General features: G+C 69.6%; 15 protein-coding genes. 5 read left to right on the top strand and 10 right to left on the bottom strand.

The window, feature by feature from the left end; genetic code table 11:
* Positions 1 to 48 precede the first annotated feature (48 nt).
* Complete coding sequence (locus ACH49X_RS26110; protein ID WP_357206506.1) at positions 49 to 774, bottom strand: TetR/AcrR family transcriptional regulator; 726 nt, start codon at positions 772 to 774, stop codon at positions 49 to 51.
* 90 nt (positions 775 to 864) lie between these two features.
* Between ACH49X_RS26110 and ACH49X_RS26105 the strand changes: the two genes are divergently transcribed.
* Together ACH49X_RS26105 and ACH49X_RS26100 are read left to right on the top strand one after the other, a co-directional pair.
* A complete protein-coding gene (locus ACH49X_RS26105) occupies positions 865 to 1,593 on the top strand; it encodes a DUF2306 domain-containing protein (RefSeq protein ID WP_357206504.1) in 729 nt (242 codons plus the stop codon).
* Between the two features lie 186 nt (positions 1,594 to 1,779).
* The gene (locus ACH49X_RS26100) at positions 1,780 to 2,616 is read left to right on the top strand and encodes an SDR family NAD(P)-dependent oxidoreductase (protein WP_195078293.1); all 837 of its coding nucleotides are present in this window, start codon (positions 1,780 to 1,782) and stop codon (positions 2,614 to 2,616) included.
* A 77-nt stretch (positions 2,617 to 2,693) separates the two neighbouring features.
* On the opposite strand, the gene ACH49X_RS26095 is transcribed toward ACH49X_RS26100, so the two are convergent.
* From ACH49X_RS26095 to ACH49X_RS26080, 4 genes are all read right to left on the bottom strand, one after another.
* Positions 2,694 to 3,581, bottom strand: a complete 888-nt coding sequence (locus ACH49X_RS26095; RefSeq protein WP_195078294.1) for an aldo/keto reductase — start codon at positions 3,579 to 3,581, stop codon at positions 2,694 to 2,696.
* Between the two features lie 480 nt (positions 3,582 to 4,061).
* Positions 4,062 to 5,306: a helix-turn-helix domain-containing protein gene (locus ACH49X_RS26090; RefSeq protein WP_357206503.1), complete on the bottom strand. Its 1,245-nt coding sequence runs from the start codon at positions 5,304 to 5,306 to the stop codon at positions 4,062 to 4,064.
* A gap of 149 nt (positions 5,307 to 5,455) precedes the next feature.
* A complete protein-coding gene (locus ACH49X_RS26085) occupies positions 5,456 to 6,697 on the bottom strand; it encodes a TetR/AcrR family transcriptional regulator (RefSeq protein ID WP_195078296.1) in 1,242 nt (413 codons plus the stop codon).
* 280 nt (positions 6,698 to 6,977) lie between these two features.
* Positions 6,978 to 8,318: a cytochrome P450 gene (locus ACH49X_RS26080; protein ID WP_323124140.1), complete on the bottom strand. Its 1,341-nt coding sequence runs from the start codon at positions 8,316 to 8,318 to the stop codon at positions 6,978 to 6,980.
* A 211-nt stretch (positions 8,319 to 8,529) separates the two neighbouring features.
* On the opposite strand from ACH49X_RS26080, the gene ACH49X_RS26075 reads away from it, so the two are divergent.
* From ACH49X_RS26075 to ACH49X_RS26065, 3 genes are all read left to right on the top strand, one after another.
* Positions 8,530 to 8,712 (top strand): hypothetical protein, encoded by a 183-nt coding sequence (locus ACH49X_RS26075; RefSeq protein WP_357206501.1) that lies wholly within the window; start codon positions 8,530 to 8,532, stop codon positions 8,710 to 8,712.
* Positions 8,713 to 8,905: 193 nt separating this feature from the next.
* Positions 8,906 to 9,115, top strand: a complete 210-nt coding sequence (locus tag ACH49X_RS26070) for a type II toxin-antitoxin system VapB family antitoxin (RefSeq protein WP_084485632.1) — start codon at positions 8,906 to 8,908, stop codon at positions 9,113 to 9,115.
* Positions 9,112 to 9,585 carry a PIN domain nuclease gene (locus ACH49X_RS26065; RefSeq protein ID WP_323124141.1) on the top strand — a complete coding sequence of 158 codons (474 nt, stop codon included), beginning with the start codon at positions 9,112 to 9,114 and terminating at the stop codon, positions 9,583 to 9,585. The genes ACH49X_RS26070 and ACH49X_RS26065 overlap by 4 nt, the downstream gene beginning before the upstream one ends.
* Here ACH49X_RS26065 and ACH49X_RS26060 read toward each other — a convergent pair whose 3' ends face one another.
* From ACH49X_RS26060 to ACH49X_RS26040, 5 genes are all read right to left on the bottom strand, one after another.
* The gene (locus tag ACH49X_RS26060; RefSeq protein WP_357206500.1) at positions 9,586 to 11,535 is read right to left on the bottom strand and encodes an acetoacetate--CoA ligase; all 1,950 of its coding nucleotides are present in this window, start codon (positions 11,533 to 11,535) and stop codon (positions 9,586 to 9,588) included.
* A 31-nt stretch (positions 11,536 to 11,566) separates the two neighbouring features.
* The gene (locus ACH49X_RS26055; RefSeq protein ID WP_195078300.1) at positions 11,567 to 12,379 is read right to left on the bottom strand and encodes a CoA ester lyase; all 813 of its coding nucleotides are present in this window, start codon (positions 12,377 to 12,379) and stop codon (positions 11,567 to 11,569) included.
* Between the two features lie 121 nt (positions 12,380 to 12,500).
* Positions 12,501 to 12,986 carry a MaoC family dehydratase gene (locus tag ACH49X_RS26050; RefSeq protein WP_357206498.1) on the bottom strand — a complete coding sequence of 162 codons (486 nt, stop codon included), beginning with the start codon at positions 12,984 to 12,986 and terminating at the stop codon, positions 12,501 to 12,503.
* A complete protein-coding gene (locus tag ACH49X_RS26045) occupies positions 12,983 to 14,143 on the bottom strand; it encodes an acyl-CoA dehydrogenase family protein (RefSeq protein WP_195078302.1) in 1,161 nt (386 codons plus the stop codon). The genes ACH49X_RS26050 and ACH49X_RS26045 overlap by 4 nt, the downstream gene beginning before the upstream one ends.
* The gene (locus ACH49X_RS26040; protein WP_357206496.1) at positions 14,140 to 16,188 is read right to left on the bottom strand and encodes an acetyl/propionyl/methylcrotonyl-CoA carboxylase subunit alpha; all 2,049 of its coding nucleotides are present in this window, start codon (positions 16,186 to 16,188) and stop codon (positions 14,140 to 14,142) included. Before ACH49X_RS26040 ends, ACH49X_RS26045 begins: the two co-directional genes overlap by 4 nt.
* Between the last annotated feature and the right edge of the window lies 1 nt (position 16,189).

Below are 16,189 nucleotides of genomic sequence, written 5' to 3'. Positions count from 1 at the left end.
CGCATCGCCGCGCGGGCGTGACATGCCGCCATCGCTCGGCGCCGAGCATCATCCGCGCATGCGGTTGGCGACGCCATCGATGAGGGCGGTCAGCCCGAACTCGAATACCGCTGCCGCAGCGGCGTGCGCACCTTCCCGCTCCGGTGCGCCCTCGGCGGCGACGGCGATGAGGGCCGGAAAGCGTTCGGCGCCACCGAACTCGGTCATCACCGCCGGATCCAGGACCGGCCCCGCGTGGCCGGGAGCGCCACGCCCCTTGGTCGGGTCGATCTCGAGGCGGGTCACTCCCGCGGTGAACGCGCTCATCGACAGCAAGGTCTCGGTCACCAGACTCGGCGGCAGGCCTCCGTCGAGCAATGCGCGCGTGGCGACTTCCCCCCACAAGGCTTCGTTCGGTCCCAGGTAGCGGTTGCCCGTGCCGACGGCAAGCACCCAGGGGTGGCGCAGATACAGCTGCCGCATCGCGCGGGTCCATTGTTCGATCGCCCGCCGCCAGTCACCGGACGGCAGCTCCGGGGGCGTTGCCATCGCCGCGTCGAGCATGAGCGAGATCAGGTCGTCTTTGCTGGGCACGTGCCGGTAGAGCGACATGGTCGCGGCACCGAGTTGCTTGGCGACCCGCTGCATCGACAGTGCTCCGATGCCGTCCGCGTCGGCCAGCGCGATCGCTTCGGCGACGATGCCGTCGAGCGTCAGCGCGGGGCGCGGCCCGCGCCCGGATCCCCGCTGTCCCGACCACAACAACCGCGCGACCGCGGGTAGCTCATCGCTCACAAGTCACTCCTCATGGGCATTGCGTATGGCATACGCATCTGCGTATCGTATACGCAGTCATGCTTCTCGGTTACTCCCGGATGGTCCCTCATGAGTGTTCCGACCCGGCAATCGCCTCGTCCCGCCCCCACGTCCTGGTGGCGACGCCCGTGGACGGGGCCGCTGCTGGTACTGGTGTTCGCTTTCGTCGCGTTCTCCCTTCCGCCCTACCTGACTTTCGATCGTTCCCTGTCGCGAGTGCCCGACCCGGGTCTCGCCCTGCACTATCCCCTGCTGGTGGTGCACGTGATCTGTGCGTCGGCGGCCATTCTGAGCTGCGGCTTCCAGGTCTGGCCGTGGTTTCGCGCGCGGCATCCGCGGCTGCATCGGATCCTCGGCCGCGCCTATGTTTTCGCGGGCGTGCTTCCGGCCGGGCTCGCCGGGTTGGTGATCGGCGCGACCAGCCCGTTCGGTCCGGTCGCTCGGGTGAGCAATGTGATGCTGTCGCTGCTGTGGCTGGTCACGACGCTCGCCGGTCTGCGGGCGGCCCGTGAGCGCCGGTTCGGCGACCACCGGCGGTGGATGATCCGCAGTTTCGCGCTGACTCTGTCGATCATGCTCAACCGCGTGCTGGGGGCGATCTTGTTCCTGATGCTGAACCCGCTGCTGGACACCACCTTCCATGGGGACGAGACGCTGCTCATCCAGACCATCGCCGGCATCGGCACCTGGCTGGGCTGGACCTTGTCGCTGCTGATCGCGCAATGGTGGCTGGACCGGCGACCCGGCCCCGCGACGGTTTCCCCGATGAGGCGGCGCCGCCTCGATCCGGCCGCCTGATCCTGTGCGGTTCTCGGGCCGCCTCTCGCCACACACAAAGGCCGGCTGTGAATCCGGCGAAGCTCTGGCCGCAGGCGTTTCAGGGAGAACGCGGCGTGCGGCTGTAGTCCGCCGACCGAATCCGGCGGCGGCATCGATATTTTGAATCGACCGCGCTCAACGGGCGGCAAAGTGAGAAGGAGCATCATGACTACGGAGAACACGGTGCGGCGCTGGTTGATCACCGGTGCCAACAGCGGCTTCGGTGCGGCGTTCACCCGCGCCGTGCTCGCGGCCGGCGACGAGGTGGTCGCGGCTGTGCGCCGACCCGAGACGATGGCCGAGCTCGCTGCCGCACAGCCGGACCGGGTGCGGGTCGTGCCGCTGGACGTGCGGGATCCGGCGGCCGCCGAGCGCGCGGTGAAGGAGGCCGGGCGCGTGGACGTGCTGGTCAACAACGCCGGTTACGGCGTCGTCGGCGCGATCGAGGAAACCGATGAGGCCGATGAGCGCGCCGCCATGGATGTCATGTTCCACGCCCCGCTGCGACTGACCCGCTTGGTGCTGCCCCAGATGCGGGAACGCCGATCGGGCGCGATCGTGCAGGTGACGAGCATGGGCGGGTTCATGTCCTTCGCGGGCGTCGGCATCTACAGCGCCGCCAAGGGCGCGCTGGAACTGGCCAGCGAAGCCCTTGCCCAGGAGGTCGAGCCGCTGGGCATTCAGGTGCTCATCGTCGAGCCCGGCGCGTTCCGCACCGGTTTCGCCAAACCCGCCGCGCTGGCCGTCAGCGCCGCGATCCCCGACTACGCCGCCACCGCCGGCGTGGTCCGCGACGGGTTGCCCGAGTCCGATCAGCAGCAGGAAGGCGACCCCGACAAAGCCGCCGCCGCGGTCTTGGCCACCGTCGGCCGGCCCGGCGCACCGCTGCGCCTGGCACTTGGCCCGGATGCCGTCCAAGGCATCCGGGGCAAGCTGGCTCGAGTCGCCGCCGAGCTGGATGCGACCGCCGAGCTCGGGTTGAACACCGGCTTCGATTCCTGAAACCACACGCGAACCACCAAGTGGTCGCGTTCGGAGGCGCCCGCACACAGCGGGTGCCCCTCCGACGGCCGTGCCGACTATTTCCCGGCCGACCCGGTGGCGGCCGACAGTGCCTCGAATTCCTTGTCGGTCAATTCGATTCGCGCGGCGGCGATGTTCTCTTCGACGTGCGCGACGCTGGAGGTGCCCGGGATCGGCAGCACGACGGGGGAGCGGCGTAGCAGCCAGGCCAGGGCGAGCTGGGCGGGGGTCGCGCCGTGCCCGGCGGAGATGGCCGCCAGCGGACCGCCTGGGGCGGCGAGTTCGCCCGTGGCGATGGGGAACCACGGGATGAAGCCGATGTTCTCCCGCTCGGCGTAGTTCAGCACATCCTCGTCGGCGCGGTTGGCGAGGTTGTACAGGTTCTGCACCGAGACGATGGTGGCGAGTTCGCGCGCCTGCCGCAGCTGTTCGACGGTCACCTGGGAGAGGCCGATGTGCCGGATCTTGCCCTCCTGCTGGAGCGCCACGAGTTCACCGAGCTGATCGGCCAGCGGCACCTGCGGGTCGATGCGGTGCAGCTGGTAGAGGTCGATCCGGTCGACGCCGAGATGGCGCAGGCTGAGTTCGGCTTGCTGACGCAGGTATTCGGGTCGCGCGACCGGACGCCACTCGTTGGGACCCTGCCGGGTGAGACCGGCCTTGGTGGCGATCACCAGGCCCTCCGGATACGGGTGCAGGGCCTTGCGGATCAGTTTCTCGCTGACGAACGGGCCGTAGGAGTCGGCGGTATCGATGAAATTCACGCCGAGTTCCACCGCGCGGCGCAGCACCCGCACCGCCTCGTCGGGGTCCTTGGGATCACCCCATACGCCGGGGCCGGTCAGCTGCATCGCGCCGTACCCCAGCCGATGCACCGGTAGATCGCCGCCGATGGCGAAGGTTCCGGAGGCCGCGGCGGGTTGCGCGTCGAGATCTGTGCTCATGGATTCGTCCTTCCGAAGTCGGAAAACTACATCGATGCTCTACGAACGCCGCGCCGGTCGGGCCGCGCGCTCTTCCTGCCCCAACAGCGCTGTCGGCGGCTCGATTCCCGCCGCGCTGTTCGCCGGCGGCGTAAACCGCCCGCATCCTCGAGCCGGCCGAGGGCCTGCGCCCGAAGTCCGGCCTACCGGCAACGCCCAGGTAGCCGGCACGAGTCCCACCGTACTTCGGACGCGATGACCGAGCACCCCGAGCGACCGGCACCTGAACGCCGCGACCCCACCCGGACCGCCTCCCGGCGGGTACGTCCGGCCTCCCGTGCGCCGGGCTGGTCGACGTCGGTGGAGTGACACACCGTCGCGGGCCGCACTCGCGATTCGCCGCATCCATGTGCCACTCGCGGTGGACGCGCTGTGATGGGCTCAGCCGGTGCGTCACCGCCTCCGTCCGTGGATCGGTGGACGTCGCCGTGGAGCGTCGCGCTAGTGCGCTGGGCGGCCGAAGAGGATCACTTGCATCAGGCGGATGACGCGCCGGGGGGAGCAGGCCGGGTCGGTGGAGCCGAAGCGTTCGCCCAGGTCGACTACCAGGGCGAAGGCGGCGTGGACCAGTAGCCGCGCCTCGGCGGCGGACAGCTCGGGCCGCACATCGGCCAGTAGTTTGGCCCATTCCTCCACGTTGAGGCGCTGGATATTGCGCAGGACGGTGCGCTCATCCGGCGGCACGTTGCTGATCTCGGCGTAGTAGACGAAGGTGAGCTCGCGCTCGGCGAACGAGCCCGCCACATACAACTCGATCAGCGTGTCGAGCGCTTGTTCGGGCGTCTCGGCCGCGGAGACGGCAGGGCCGATGGCGGCCGATACCCGTTCCGCCGCGCGGCGGAACGCCGCCGTGAGGATGTCGCCCTTGCCCCGGTAGAACCGGTACACCGCCGAGGAGGCGGGCAGTCCGGCTGCGGTGGCGATGTCCTCCACGCTGACGTTCGGGTACCCGCGCTGGTGGAACAGTTCGACCGCGCGCATCAGCAGCAGCTCGTGTTTGAAGGTCAGCGGGATCTCGGTCGCGGTGAAGCGCTCGGCTTCGGCGCTGCCGGGCGGCGGCAGCTCGCACGCGGCAAGCGCCTGGCAGGCCGCGGTCAGTCGTGTGGTGAGTGTCCGTACCGGGATCGACACGTGGTGATCGCCGATGCTGCTGAGCACGCTCAGCTCCGCCGCGGCGAGCACGGCGCGGTCGGCCTTGGACAGCGCGGGCCTGGTCTCGGCGAGCAGGGAGGTGAGCGTCGCGTTCACGCCCGCGAGCTGATCGGCCAGCGTCGCCGCGTCCTGTTCCTCCAGGTAGCGCCGCTGCCAGCGCAGCAGTGCGGCGCTGCGCCGGTTGGCGATCGCGGCCTCGATCAGGGCGTCGAGCACCCGCGCAAGGCGTTGCTCGGCGGGCAGCTCGGTGGCATCGGGCAGCCGGACCGCTTCCGCGCTGACCGTGCCCAACCGGAGCACTTCCTCGCGGAACAGCGCGTATTTGCTCGGATAGTGGCGGTACAGCGCCGCGGAGCTGATGTCGAGCCGCGAGGCGATGTCGTCCATGCTGACGCCGTGGTAGCCCAGAGCCCCGAACGCCTCGGCCGACGCCGCCGCGATCTGGGCTCGGCGGTCGCGTGGTCGGCGCCGGATCACCCGTGCCGGTGTCCCGCCGGCCGCCTTGTCCGCCGCGTGGCGATCCTGGGCACCCATGCCGCGATGGTAGCCCACCACAGCGTTCGGTACGCCAACGCTACCCTGTGCCGAGAAGAAATGAATGGTAGATCACAAAAATCCTGTGATCAGCTTGCCAGGTCGCACTATGCGGCCAGAAGAATGTGAATATCGGCTAACTTATAGCGCTATCGCGCGGGCCGTCCGAACAGCACCAGCTGCATCAGCAGGCGCACCCGGTCCTGGGCGGCCAGTGGTTCGTCGCCGAACGCGCGGCCCAGGTCGACGACCACCGCGAAGGCCGCGTGCACGAGGATGCGCGCCTCCGCCGGAGCCAGTTCCGGACGCACCTCGCGCAGCAACCGGGCCCACTCCTCGACGCTGAGCCGCTGGATATTGCGCAGCACCGTGCGTTCTTCGGCGGGCACGTGCTGGAATTCGGTGTAATACACGAAGGTCAGAGCGCGCTCGGCGAACGACCCCGCGACGTATTGCGTGATCAGCGCGGTGAGCGCGTCCTCGGAATCGGTGGCGGCTGCCACGGCCGGGCCGACGGCGCCGGACACCCGTTCGGCGGCACGGCGGAACGCGGCGGCCAGGATGTCGCTCTTGCCCCGGTAGAACCGGTACACCGCCGAGGCCGCCGAAAGCCCTGCGGCGGTGGCGATGTCCTCCACGCTGACGTTGGGATAGCCGCGCTCGTGGAACAACTCGACCGCTTTGCGCAGCAGCAGTTCGTGTTTGAACGAATTCGGAATCTCCACCACCGCGACCGGCTCCACCGCGCCCGTCGCGGGCAGCTTCGCGTGCGCCACCGCCCAGCATGCCGAATGCAGCAGGCGCGCAAGGGCTTTCGCCGGGAGGGCGGCATGGTGGTCGGCGATGCTGGTGATCGTGCTGAGCAGCGCGGCGCGCAGCACGCGCACGTCTTCGTCGGAGAGTTCCGGGCGCAGCGCGGCCAGCTGGCCGCCCAGCGCGCCGAGCACCGTTGCCTGCTGTTCGTTGAGCGTGACCTGGTCGTCGGGCTCGAGGTACCTGACCTCCCAGCGCACCAGCGTGACGGTGGGGCGGTTGTCGATGGTGACCGCGATGAGCGCGTCGAGCACGTGCCGCAACCGCTGCTCGGCAGTCCACTCGGCCGCCGCCTCGGGCAACTCGACCGATTCGGTCATCGCCTGGCCGACGCGCAGCAGTTCCTCCCGGAACAGCGCGTACTTGCTCGGATAGTGGCGATACAACGCCGCCGAGCTGATGCCGAGCCCGGAGGCGATGTCGTCCATGCTCACGCCGTGGTAGCCGAGCGCGCCGAACGCGGCGGCCGACGCCGCGGCGATCTGGGCACGGCGGTTCTTCGGCCTGCGCCGGATCTCGCGGGGTGCCGAGTCGCCGGTGCTCGCCTTCCGCGCCGTACGGCGATTGTCGACACTCATGACGAACATCGTAACGACCTGGCCGTATGGCCGGGCCCGCCGTGTCACGGGATACGGCTCCCGGGGATGAGCGGCCCCCGGGAGCTGTACCTGTTCTCCGGTGTGCGCCGGCGCGCGACAAGGCGGGATGCGCGCGCCGGCGCGTCCGGAGGTCGACGACCGGACTCGGCCGAAGCGCGGGGCACCGTGCGCGCCGTGCCGTGGTTCGGTCTGTCGAACAGAGACCAACTTACACGAATATAGATCCAGTACAAGAGCTGCACTGGCAAAGAATCATTGTTCACATACTGGTTGGCTGCCGGTCGACCACCACCCGCGCCCTGCCGCGCGGCACGGTGGTGATGTTGCGGATCTTGCCGCGCTCCGGCGCGCTTCCCGCGGGGAGCGAAAGGTTGTGGCGGACGAGGATTTCCCGCAGCACCGTGGTGCCTTCGAGCAGTGAGAACCCCGCGCCGATGCACCGCCGCACGCCGCCGCCGAACGGTAGCCAGGTGTTCGGCGCCACTTCGCCGTCGAGGAAACGGGCCGGGCGGAAGACGGCGACGTCGGGGTAGGCCTCGGTACGCCGGTGTGCGAGGACTATCGAGGTGGCGACCACGGTGCCGGCCGGAAGCCGCTGCCCGCCGATCGTCATGTCTCTGGTCAGTTTTCGATTGGTGCCGGAGATGATGGTGCGCAGCCGCATGGCCTCCTTGAGCACCGCGTCCAGATATCGCTCGTCGCCGGTGCGCGCCGCCTCCGCCGCCTGCCGCTGGATCCCGGGATCGGCGGCGAGTTCGTAGAGTGCCCAGGACAGCGCCGACGCGGTGGTCTCGTGCCCGGCCAGCAGCAAGGTGATGAGCTGATCGCGGAGTTCGGCGTCGGTGAGCGGCGCGTCGCCGTCGTCGACTTGGAGCAGGCGCGAGAGCACGTCGGTACGCCCGGCCAGATCGGCCGCCCGCCGCCGATCGGCGATTTCCGCGTAGAGCAAGGCGTCCACCGCCGCGAGGTTCTCGGCGAAGCTCTTCCATGGCCCGATCCGGCGCAATCGGTCGCTTTTGAACCCGAGGAAGACCAGCGGGTTCAGGTGGACGATCCGGTTCAGGCGCGGGTTCAGCTCGGCCCTGATCCGCTCGTCGGTGACGCCGAAGACCACTCGGGTGATCACCTCGAGGGTGAGCGCGTTCATCCGGTCCAGCATGCGCACCGTGGATCCGGCCGCCCAGCTGCCGGCCTCCGCGGCCGCGATCTCGGTGATCAGCGCCCGGTAGCCGCGCAGCGCCGCACCGTTGAACGCGGGCATGAGCAACCTGCGCGCCCGCGCGTGCTCGGCCTCGTCGGTCAGCAAGAGCGAGTGCGGACCCATGATCGTTCCGAGGATCTGGTTGCCCTCGCCCGCGTGCAAGTCGCGCGGATCGCCCGCGAAGATCTCCTTGATGTGTTCCGGCCGCGAGTACACCACGACGTGGTCGGCGAACGGCGGGATCCGCAGCGTGAAGACGTCACCGTAGCGGCGGGTCATCGCGGTGAGGAAGCGGGCCCGGTCCCGCTGGAACAACGCGCTCTGCACGAGCGGCGGCAGCGCCGGTCCCGGCGGAAAGCCCGCGGGCCCGGTGCGTTCTCGGACGTCCTGTGCGGCCACGATGCCACCTCCACGCGGATGTCGAACCATCTGTCGCTTCCACGCTAGGAGAAACCCGGACGCCGGTCCATGCCACCTGCGAAAGCCGGATCGCCATCCGGCGCTCTCGTGCGTCCGGACGCGGCGAATCAGATGCCCGTGCCGGAGCGCCACCGCTTCGATTCAGTCGAATTCGCCTGTACCGGTGCGTCTTTCTGGTAAGGAGTTCGTCATGGCGTTGGCTTTGCGCCCGGTGGACCCCATACCGGTGCTCGGCGCCGTGATCGCCGCGGTACGGCGGATCACGGCGCGCTATCGGCTCACCCCACAGGAGAAGCGCAACCTGGAAGCCGCCCGCGGCGCACGTGCGGCGGTCTTCACCGCGTCCATCGGCGGCCGCGCCTACCGCCGATAAGACCCTGCGCCGCAGCCGAACTCGTAACAGCCCGAAAGCCTCACGTTCGGCATCCCAATTCGGTCCAGGTCGGGCGGGTAGTCGTGCGCAGCCCACCCGCACGCACCGTGACCGTGCACTTCCCGCGCCGGGTGCGACCACGCCGGTGCGAAAGTATTGCTGCCAAGGTTTCGCTGGATATATCCTTGCATATATGAAGACGATGATCGATCTCAACGACGAAGCTCTAGCCTTAGCCGCCAAGGAGTTGGGCACCACCACCAAGAAGGACACGGTCAACGCGGCGCTGGAATTCGTCGCCGACCGGCGCCGCCGGATCGAGCAAGTGTTGACCGACCCGTACGGGTTCGGAGTCGGCCCTGACATAGGTGACGCGGACGTCATGCGCGAGGCCCGCCGTTGACCGAGACCACTCCGCTCCGTTTGCATCTGGTGGACACCTCCGCGAGCGCCAGGCTCGCGTATGAGCCGGTACGCACGGTCATCGCCGGCCTGATCGCCGACCGTGCGGCCGCGACCTGCGTGACGGTGGACTTGGAGGCCGGTTACTCGGGGCGCAACCTCGCCGACGTGCAGAACGTCGCACAACGACGGCGCTCCCTCTACGTCAACCTTCCGATCAATGAGACGATCGCCGACCGTGCGCGCGAAGTTCAACAATTGATGGCGCGCAAAGGTCACCATCGAGCCGCGGGGATCGTGGATCTGCTCACCGCCGCGGTGGCCGAGTTCCACGGGGCCGTACTGGTCCACTATGACGCGGATTTCGAACACATCGCGTCGGTGACGAGGCAGCCCCATGTCTGGGTGGTGCCACAGGGCAGCCTCAACCAGGAAGTCGCCGTACGTGGTCCCGGACGCGCGCCGTCGTAGTCACCCGCGCACGCTGGGCCGGATGGTGGCGTACCAGTCGAGCAGGTCCGGGTTGTCCACGGCGCTGCGTTCGACGACGCGGCTCGGGTCGGCGCCCTGGAACAGTTTCTTGATCGGTACCTCGAGCTTCTTGCCGGTGCGGGTGTGCGGGATGCCGGGGGCCAGGATTATCTCGTCGGGCACGTGGCGGGGGGATACCTCGGTGCGAATCGTGCCGGCGACGCGCGCTTTCAGCTCGTCGGTGAGTTCCGCGCCGGGCGCCAGGGTGACGAACAGCGGCATCCAATATCCGCCGTCGGGTTGCTCGGCGCCGATCACCAGCGCTTCGGCGATCTCCGGGAGCCGTTCGACGGACTGGTAGATGTCGGCGCTGCCCATCCGGATGCCGTGCCGGTTGAGCGTGGAGTCCGAGCGTCCGTGCACGATCACGCTGTGGTGGTCGGTGATGGTGATCCAGTCGCCGTGCCGCCACACGCCGGGGAACATGTCGAAATACGCGTCGTGATAACGCTTGCCGTCCTCGTCGCGCCAGAAGGAGACCGGCATGGACGGCATCGGCGCGGTGACGACGAGTTCGCCCACCTCGCCGCGCACCGGCTGCCCCGCCGGGTCGTAGGCGTCCAGCGCGACGCCGAGGTAGGGCGCGGACAGCTCGCCCGGCCACACGGGCACGGTGCGCACGCCGCCGATGAACGCCGACACCACGTCGGTGCCGCCGCTGATGGACGAGACCTGGACGTGCTCGCCGACGTTCTCGCCCAGCCACAGCGCCGATGAGGTGGGCAGCGAGGAACCGGTGATGCCGACGGTGCGCAGCGCCGACAGGTCGTGGTCGGCACGCGGCGCCGAGCCCGCCTTGATGCAGGCCAGGACGTAGCCGGGACTCGCGCCGAGCACGGTGGCGCCGACCTCGGCGGCGATCCGCCACAGCGCGTCCGGCGCCGGCGCGGTGGGGCTGCCGTCGTAGGTCACGATGGTCGCCCCGGTCAGCAGGCCCGCGATCTGGAAGTTCCACATCATCCAGCTCGGGCTGGTGTACCAGAAGAAGGTGTCCTCGGGGCCGATGTCCGATTGCAGGGCAACGGCTTTGAGGTGTTCCAGCAGCACGCCGCCGTGGCCGTGCACGATGCCCTTCGGCAGGCCCGTGGTGCCGGAGGAGAACACGATCCACAGCGGATGGTCGAAGTCGACCGACTCCGTGGTGATCACCGGAGGCGGCGAGTCCGTGGTGGTCACCGCCTCGTCCCAGGAGGTCGTGTCCGGCACGTCGAGCCCGAGCCGGGAGACCGCGATCGTGCCCTTCAGCGAGTCCAGGCCCGCTCGCAACGCGGCGATGTCGTCGCGCTTGTCGTGCGCCTTGCCGCCGAAGCGGTAGCCGTCGGCGGTGACCAGGACGGTGGGCTCCAGCTGTCCGAGCCGGTCCAGCGCGGCTTTCGGCGAGTAGTCCTGTCCGCAGGCGCTCCAGACCGCGCCGATGCTCGCGGTGGCGAGGAACGCGATCACCGCCTCCGGGATGTTGGGCAGGTAACCCGCCACCCGGTCGCCCGGCCGCACGCCCAGCGAACGCAGCGTGCGCGCGAAAGCGGCGGTGTGGTCGATCAGTTCGGCCCAGGACACCTCCCGGATCGGTGCGTCCTCGCTGACCGCCTTGATCGCGGGCCGGTCGGTGCGCAGCTGCCGGATCACCTGGTCCACATAGTTCAGCCGGGTGCCGGGGAACCACTGCGCGCCGGGCATCCGCGCGCTCGCCAGCACTTCGCCCGCGATGTCGCCGAGTTCGAAGTAGTCCCACAGCGCGTGCCAGAACCCGGCGAGATCCTCGACCGACCACTGCCACAGCGCGTGATAGTCGGCCGCGCGCACACCGGTGCGCTCGGCCACGAATCGTGCGAAGTCGGTGATCCTCGCCGCGGCGATGTCCGCTTCGGTCGGCACCCATTGTGGTTGCATCGCGGTCCTCCTGACTGTGGAAACTCGGTGCTCAGGCGCGGTCGGCGCGCCGCACGATCTGCTCGGCGTGCCGGAACACGGGGCCATCGACCATCCTGCCCTCGAAGGCGAAGACGCCGCGGTGGTTCGGCGCTTCCGCCAGCACCCGGCGGGCCCAGGCGACCTCTTCTTCGGAGGGTGCGTAGGCGGCCCGCAACACCGGCACCTGGCGCGGGTGGATCGCGACCTTGGCGTCGAATCCGACGGCGACCGCGTCCTCGGCTTCGGTGCGCAGCCCGTCCAGATCGCGAATGTCCAGGTACACCGAGTCGAGCGCGAACTTGCCGTACGCCTTGGCGGCCAGCAGCGCGGTGGAGCGCACGTGCCGGGCCACGTCTCGATAGCCGCCGTCGGCGTGCCTGCTCGCGGTGCCGCCGAGCCCGGCGACCAGATCCTCCGCGCCCCACATGACGCCGATCGCGTTGCGCGCCGTCATCGCCGCGCCGACGGCGAGCGCGCCGAGCGGCGACTCGATCAGCGCGATCACCTCGTAGTCCGCCAACGTCGTCACCTGTTCGGCGGCTTCGCATTTCGGCAGCATGAGCCTTCGATAGGAGGTTTCGGCGATGGCCGCCAGATCGAGCGCGTGGTCATCGGTGCCCGCGGCGTTGACCCGCACCACCGTGGTCTCCGGATCCATGGGGGTATCCAGCAGCGCCTTCCGTGCCGCGGCCTTGTCGTGCGCGGCGACGCCGTCCTCCAAATCGAGAATCACCACATCGGCCGCGTCCGCTGCCTTCGCGAAGCGCTCGGGGCGGTCGGCGGGGCAGAACAACCACGCCGGGCCCGCCATCTCCCAGCTCACGCGGCATCACCTCCGGCATGCGCGCGGCACTGCCATCCCGAGGTCCGACCGCTCATGCCAGGTTGATCATGGGTACGTGCGCAGCCCGTGCCCACGCCGCGCTGTCGCCCACCCGGCCCCCTCATGCGCCGCCCTCCGGCGCCTTGCGCACCAGCGTCTTGCGCACCGCGGTCGCGACGATGTCGCCGTGCTGGTTGCGCGCCGTGTGCGCGAAGGTCACGATGCCCTCGCCGGGACGGCTCTTCGACTCGCGCTTGCCGGTGACCACGGTCTCGGCGTACATGGTGTCGCCGTGGAACAGCGGCTTGGGGAACGCGACTTCCGAGAAGCCGAGATTGGCCACGATGGTGCCCTGGGTCAGCTGCGCCACCGAGAGCCCGATCAAGGTGGACAGGGTGAACATCGAGTTCACCAGCCGCTGGTTGAAAGGGGGCAACTGCTCGCTGAACGCCGCGTCCAGATGCAGCGCCTGGGTGTTCATGGTCAGCGTGGTGAACAGGACGTTGTCCGCCTCGGTGATGGTGCGGCCGGGCCGGTGCTCGTAGACCACCTCGGTGTCGAACTCCTCGAACCACAGGCCGCGCTGCACGACCGTCCGCCGGGTCACAGGCCCAGCTCCCGTCCGATCAGCATCAGCTGCACCTCCGTCGTCCCCTCGCCGATTTCCAGGATCTTGCTGTCGCGATAGTGCCGGGCGACGGCGTACTCGTTCATGAACCCGTAGCCGCCGAAGATCTGTGTCGCGTCGCGGGCGTTGTCCATGGCGGCCTCGCTGGCCACCAGCTTGGCGATCGACGCCTGCTTCTTGAACGGCTTGCCCGCCAGCATCAGCGCCGCCGCGTCGTAGTAGGCCGTGCGCGCCGCGTGCGCCCGCGCCTCCATCCTGGCGATCTTGAACGCGATGGCCTGATTACGCCCGATGACCTGGCCGAACGCCTCGCGCTCCTTGGCGTAGCGCACGCTCTCGTCGACGCAGCCCTGCGCGGCCCCGACCGCGAGCGCGGCGATGGCGATGCGGCCCTCGTCGAGGATGCGCAAGAAGTTCGCGTAGCCGCGCCCGCGTTCACCGAGCAGGTTCTCCTCGGGCACGCGAACGTCGGTGAAGCTGAGCGGATGGGTGTCGGAGGCGTTCCAGCCGACCTTGTTGTAGGCGGGCTCGGCGACGAAACCGGGCGTGTCGGTGGGCACCAGGATGGTCGAGATCTCCTTCTTGCCGCCGGTGGTCCCGGTCACCGCGGTCACCGTGACCAGCTTGGTGATGTCGGTGCCGGAGTTGGTGATGAACTGCTTGCTGCCGTTGATGATCCATTCGCCGCCGTCGGCGACCGCGGTGGTCCTGGTGCCGCCCGCGTCGCTGCCTGCGCCCGGCTCGGTGAGCCCGAACGCGGCGAGGTTGCGGCCGCTGGTCAGCTGCGGCAGCCATTCCTGCTTCTGCTTGTCGTTGCCGAAGCGATAGATCGGCATCGCGCCCAGCGAAACGCCCGCCTCCAGCGTGATCGCCACGCTCTGGTCGACCTTGCCCAGTTCCTCCAGCGCCAGGCACAGCGCGAAGTAGTCGCCGCCCATGCCGCCGTACTCCTCCGGGAACGGCAGCCCGAACAGGCCCATCTCGGCCATCCCCGCGACCACCTCGTACGGGAAGGTGTGGTTCGCGTCGTGCTCGGCCGCCACCGGAGCGACCACCGACCGCGCGAAGTCGCGCACGGTCAGCGCGAGATCGCGGTACTCCTCCGGCAGCGTGCCGGTGGACAGGAAGTCGGTCATGCGGAAATTCCTTCTCGTTCGGGGTGATTCGTTGCGTCCTGCGCGACGATGCGCGCCAGCACTTGGTCCAGGCGCACTTGGGCGCCCGGTTCGACCAGTAGTTCGACGGTTCCCGCGACCGGCGCGGTGAGCGAGTGCTCCATCTTCATCGCCTCCACGATGACCACCGGATCACCCGCGGCGACGGTGGCGCCGGAGGCGACCGGCGCCGCGATCACCGAGCCGGGCATGGGGGAGCGGATCTCGGCGTCGCCCACGTGCTCGTCGCCGCCGCGCACGTTGACTTCCGCCACTTCGCGCAGCGCCGCGATGCCGGAGGGCCCCGCCACCCACAGCAGGCCGTCCTGCTCGGCGACCCGGTAGGTGCGGCGCAGGCCGTCCAGCGTGAGCGTGAGAACGCCCGCGCCCCGATCGCCGGATGCGGTGAACGATGCGGTCAGCGAACGACTTTCGCCGTCGTCGACCCGTACCGTGCCGTCGTCCGGGGTGCCGGAGAGATAGACGTGCTCGATCCGTTCGCCGCCCGCGAGCCGGATCGGCGTGGGCGCGTCGGCCCCGATCCGCCAGCCGGACGGGATCTCCCACGGATCGCGCGGCGCGGCGGGCCAGCGGCGCAGCCAGTGCCAGGCCGCCGCGGCGGCGAACTCGTCGTCGCCTACTGCGGCGGGCCGGAAGTCGGTGACGCGCCGGTCCAGCAGGCCGGTGTCCAGCCGTCCCTCGGCCACGTCCTGGTCGTCGAGCAGGAAGCGCAGGAATTCGATGTTGCTGGTCACGCCGAGCAGCACGGTGTCGGCCAGCGCCCGATCGAGTTTCGCGAGCGCGGCCGAGCGGTCGGCGGCGTGCGCGATGACCTTCGACAGCATCGGGTCGTAGTCGCTGCCGACGCGCGTGCCGATCCGCAGACCGGAATCGACCCGGACGCCGGGACCCTCCGGCTCGTCGAGGTCGAGCACCGTACCGCCGGTGGGCAGAAACCCGCGACCGGGATCCTCGGCGTACACCCTGGCCTCGATCGCGTGCCCGACCATGCGGATGTCGTCCTGCGCCACCGCCAGTTTCTGCCCCGCCGCCACCCGGACCTGGCATTCCACCAGGTCGACGCCGGTGACCAGTTCGGTGACCGGATGCTCGACCTGCAGGCGGGTGTTCATCTCCATGAAGAAGAACTCGTCGGGCCGGTCGGCGGAGACGATGAACTCCACGGTGCCCGCGCCGACGTAGTCCACGCTGCGCGCGGTGTTGCAGGCGGCCGCGCCGATCCTGGCCCTGGTGGCCGCGTCCAGCAACGGTGACGGCGCTTCTTCGATCACCTTCTGGTGGCGGCGCTGCAAGCTGCATTCGCGCTCGCCCAGGTGCAGCACGTTGCCGAACTGGTCGGCGAGGATCTGCACTTCGATGTGGCGCGGCTGGGTGACGAACCGTTCCAAAAACAGCGTGTCGTCGCCGAACGCGGCGGCGGCCTCGCGCCGGGCGCTGCGCAGCGCCTCCGGCAGCCGGGCCGGATCGTCCACCCGGCGCATGCCCTTGCCTCCGCCGCCCGCGGACGGCTTGACCAGCACCGGATAACCGACTTCGGCGGCCGCGGCGATCAGGTCGTCATCGGTCAGGCCGGGTGTGGCGATGCCTGGCACCACCGGGACGCCGAACGCGGCCACGGTGTTCTTCGCGGTGATCTTGTCGCCCATCACCTCGATGGCGCGGGCGGGCGGGCCGAGGAACACGATCCCCGCCTCGGCCAGCGCGGCGGCGAAAGCGGCGTTCTCCGAGAGGAATCCGTAGCCGGGGTGCACCGCTTGCGCGCCGGTGCGTACCGCGGCGGCCACCACCCGGTCGATGGCGAGGTAGCTTTCCCGCGCCGGGGCCGGGCCGAGGCGCACCGCCGTGTCGGCTTCGTGGACGTGGCGGGCGTCGGCGTCGGCGTCGCTGTAGACGGCCACCGAGCGGATGCCCAACGCGCGCAATGTGCGGATCACCCGCACCGCGATCTCGCCGCGGTTGGCGACGAGCACGGTGTCGAACCCCACGGGAACGGATTTGTTCAGCATC

Source organism: Nocardia sp. NPDC019323, from assembly GCF_044389845.1.
GTDB lineage: Bacteria > Actinomycetota > Actinomycetes > Mycobacteriales > Mycobacteriaceae > Nocardia > Nocardia implantans.
The sequence above is the reverse complement of the archived record's forward strand: the minus strand, read 5'-3'. Positions and strand labels throughout refer to the sequence as shown.

What these genes read in the sequence shown, in the direction of transcription:
- ACH49X_RS26085 (WP_195078296.1), bottom strand. Translation starts at nt 6,697, where the DNA reads ATGAGTGTCGACAATCGCCGTACGGCGCGGAAGGCGAGCACCGGCGAC.
- ACH49X_RS26090 (WP_357206503.1), bottom strand. Translation starts at nt 5,306, where the DNA reads ATGGGTGCCCAGGATCGCCACGCGGCGGACAAGGCGGCCGGCGGGACA.
- ACH49X_RS26075 (WP_357206501.1), top strand. Translation starts at nt 8,530, where the DNA reads ATGGCGTTGGCTTTGCGCCCGGTGGACCCCATACCGGTGCTCGGCGCC.
- ACH49X_RS26070 (WP_084485632.1), top strand. Translation starts at nt 8,906, where the DNA reads ATGAAGACGATGATCGATCTCAACGACGAAGCTCTAGCCTTAGCCGCC.
- ACH49X_RS26100 (WP_195078293.1), top strand. Translation starts at nt 1,780, where the DNA reads ATGACTACGGAGAACACGGTGCGGCGCTGGTTGATCACCGGTGCCAAC.
- ACH49X_RS26095 (WP_195078294.1), bottom strand. Translation starts at nt 3,581, where the DNA reads ATGAGCACAGATCTCGACGCGCAACCCGCCGCGGCCTCCGGAACCTTC.
- ACH49X_RS26105 (WP_357206504.1), top strand. Translation starts at nt 865, where the DNA reads ATGAGTGTTCCGACCCGGCAATCGCCTCGTCCCGCCCCCACGTCCTGG.
- ACH49X_RS26060 (WP_357206500.1), bottom strand. Translation starts at nt 11,535, where the DNA reads ATGCAACCACAATGGGTGCCGACCGAAGCGGACATCGCCGCGGCGAGG.
- ACH49X_RS26045 (WP_195078302.1), bottom strand. Translation starts at nt 14,143, where the DNA reads ATGACCGACTTCCTGTCCACCGGCACGCTGCCGGAGGAGTACCGCGAT.
- ACH49X_RS26040 (WP_357206496.1), bottom strand. Translation starts at nt 16,188, where the DNA reads ATGCTGAACAAATCCGTTCCCGTGGGGTTCGACACCGTGCTCGTCGCC.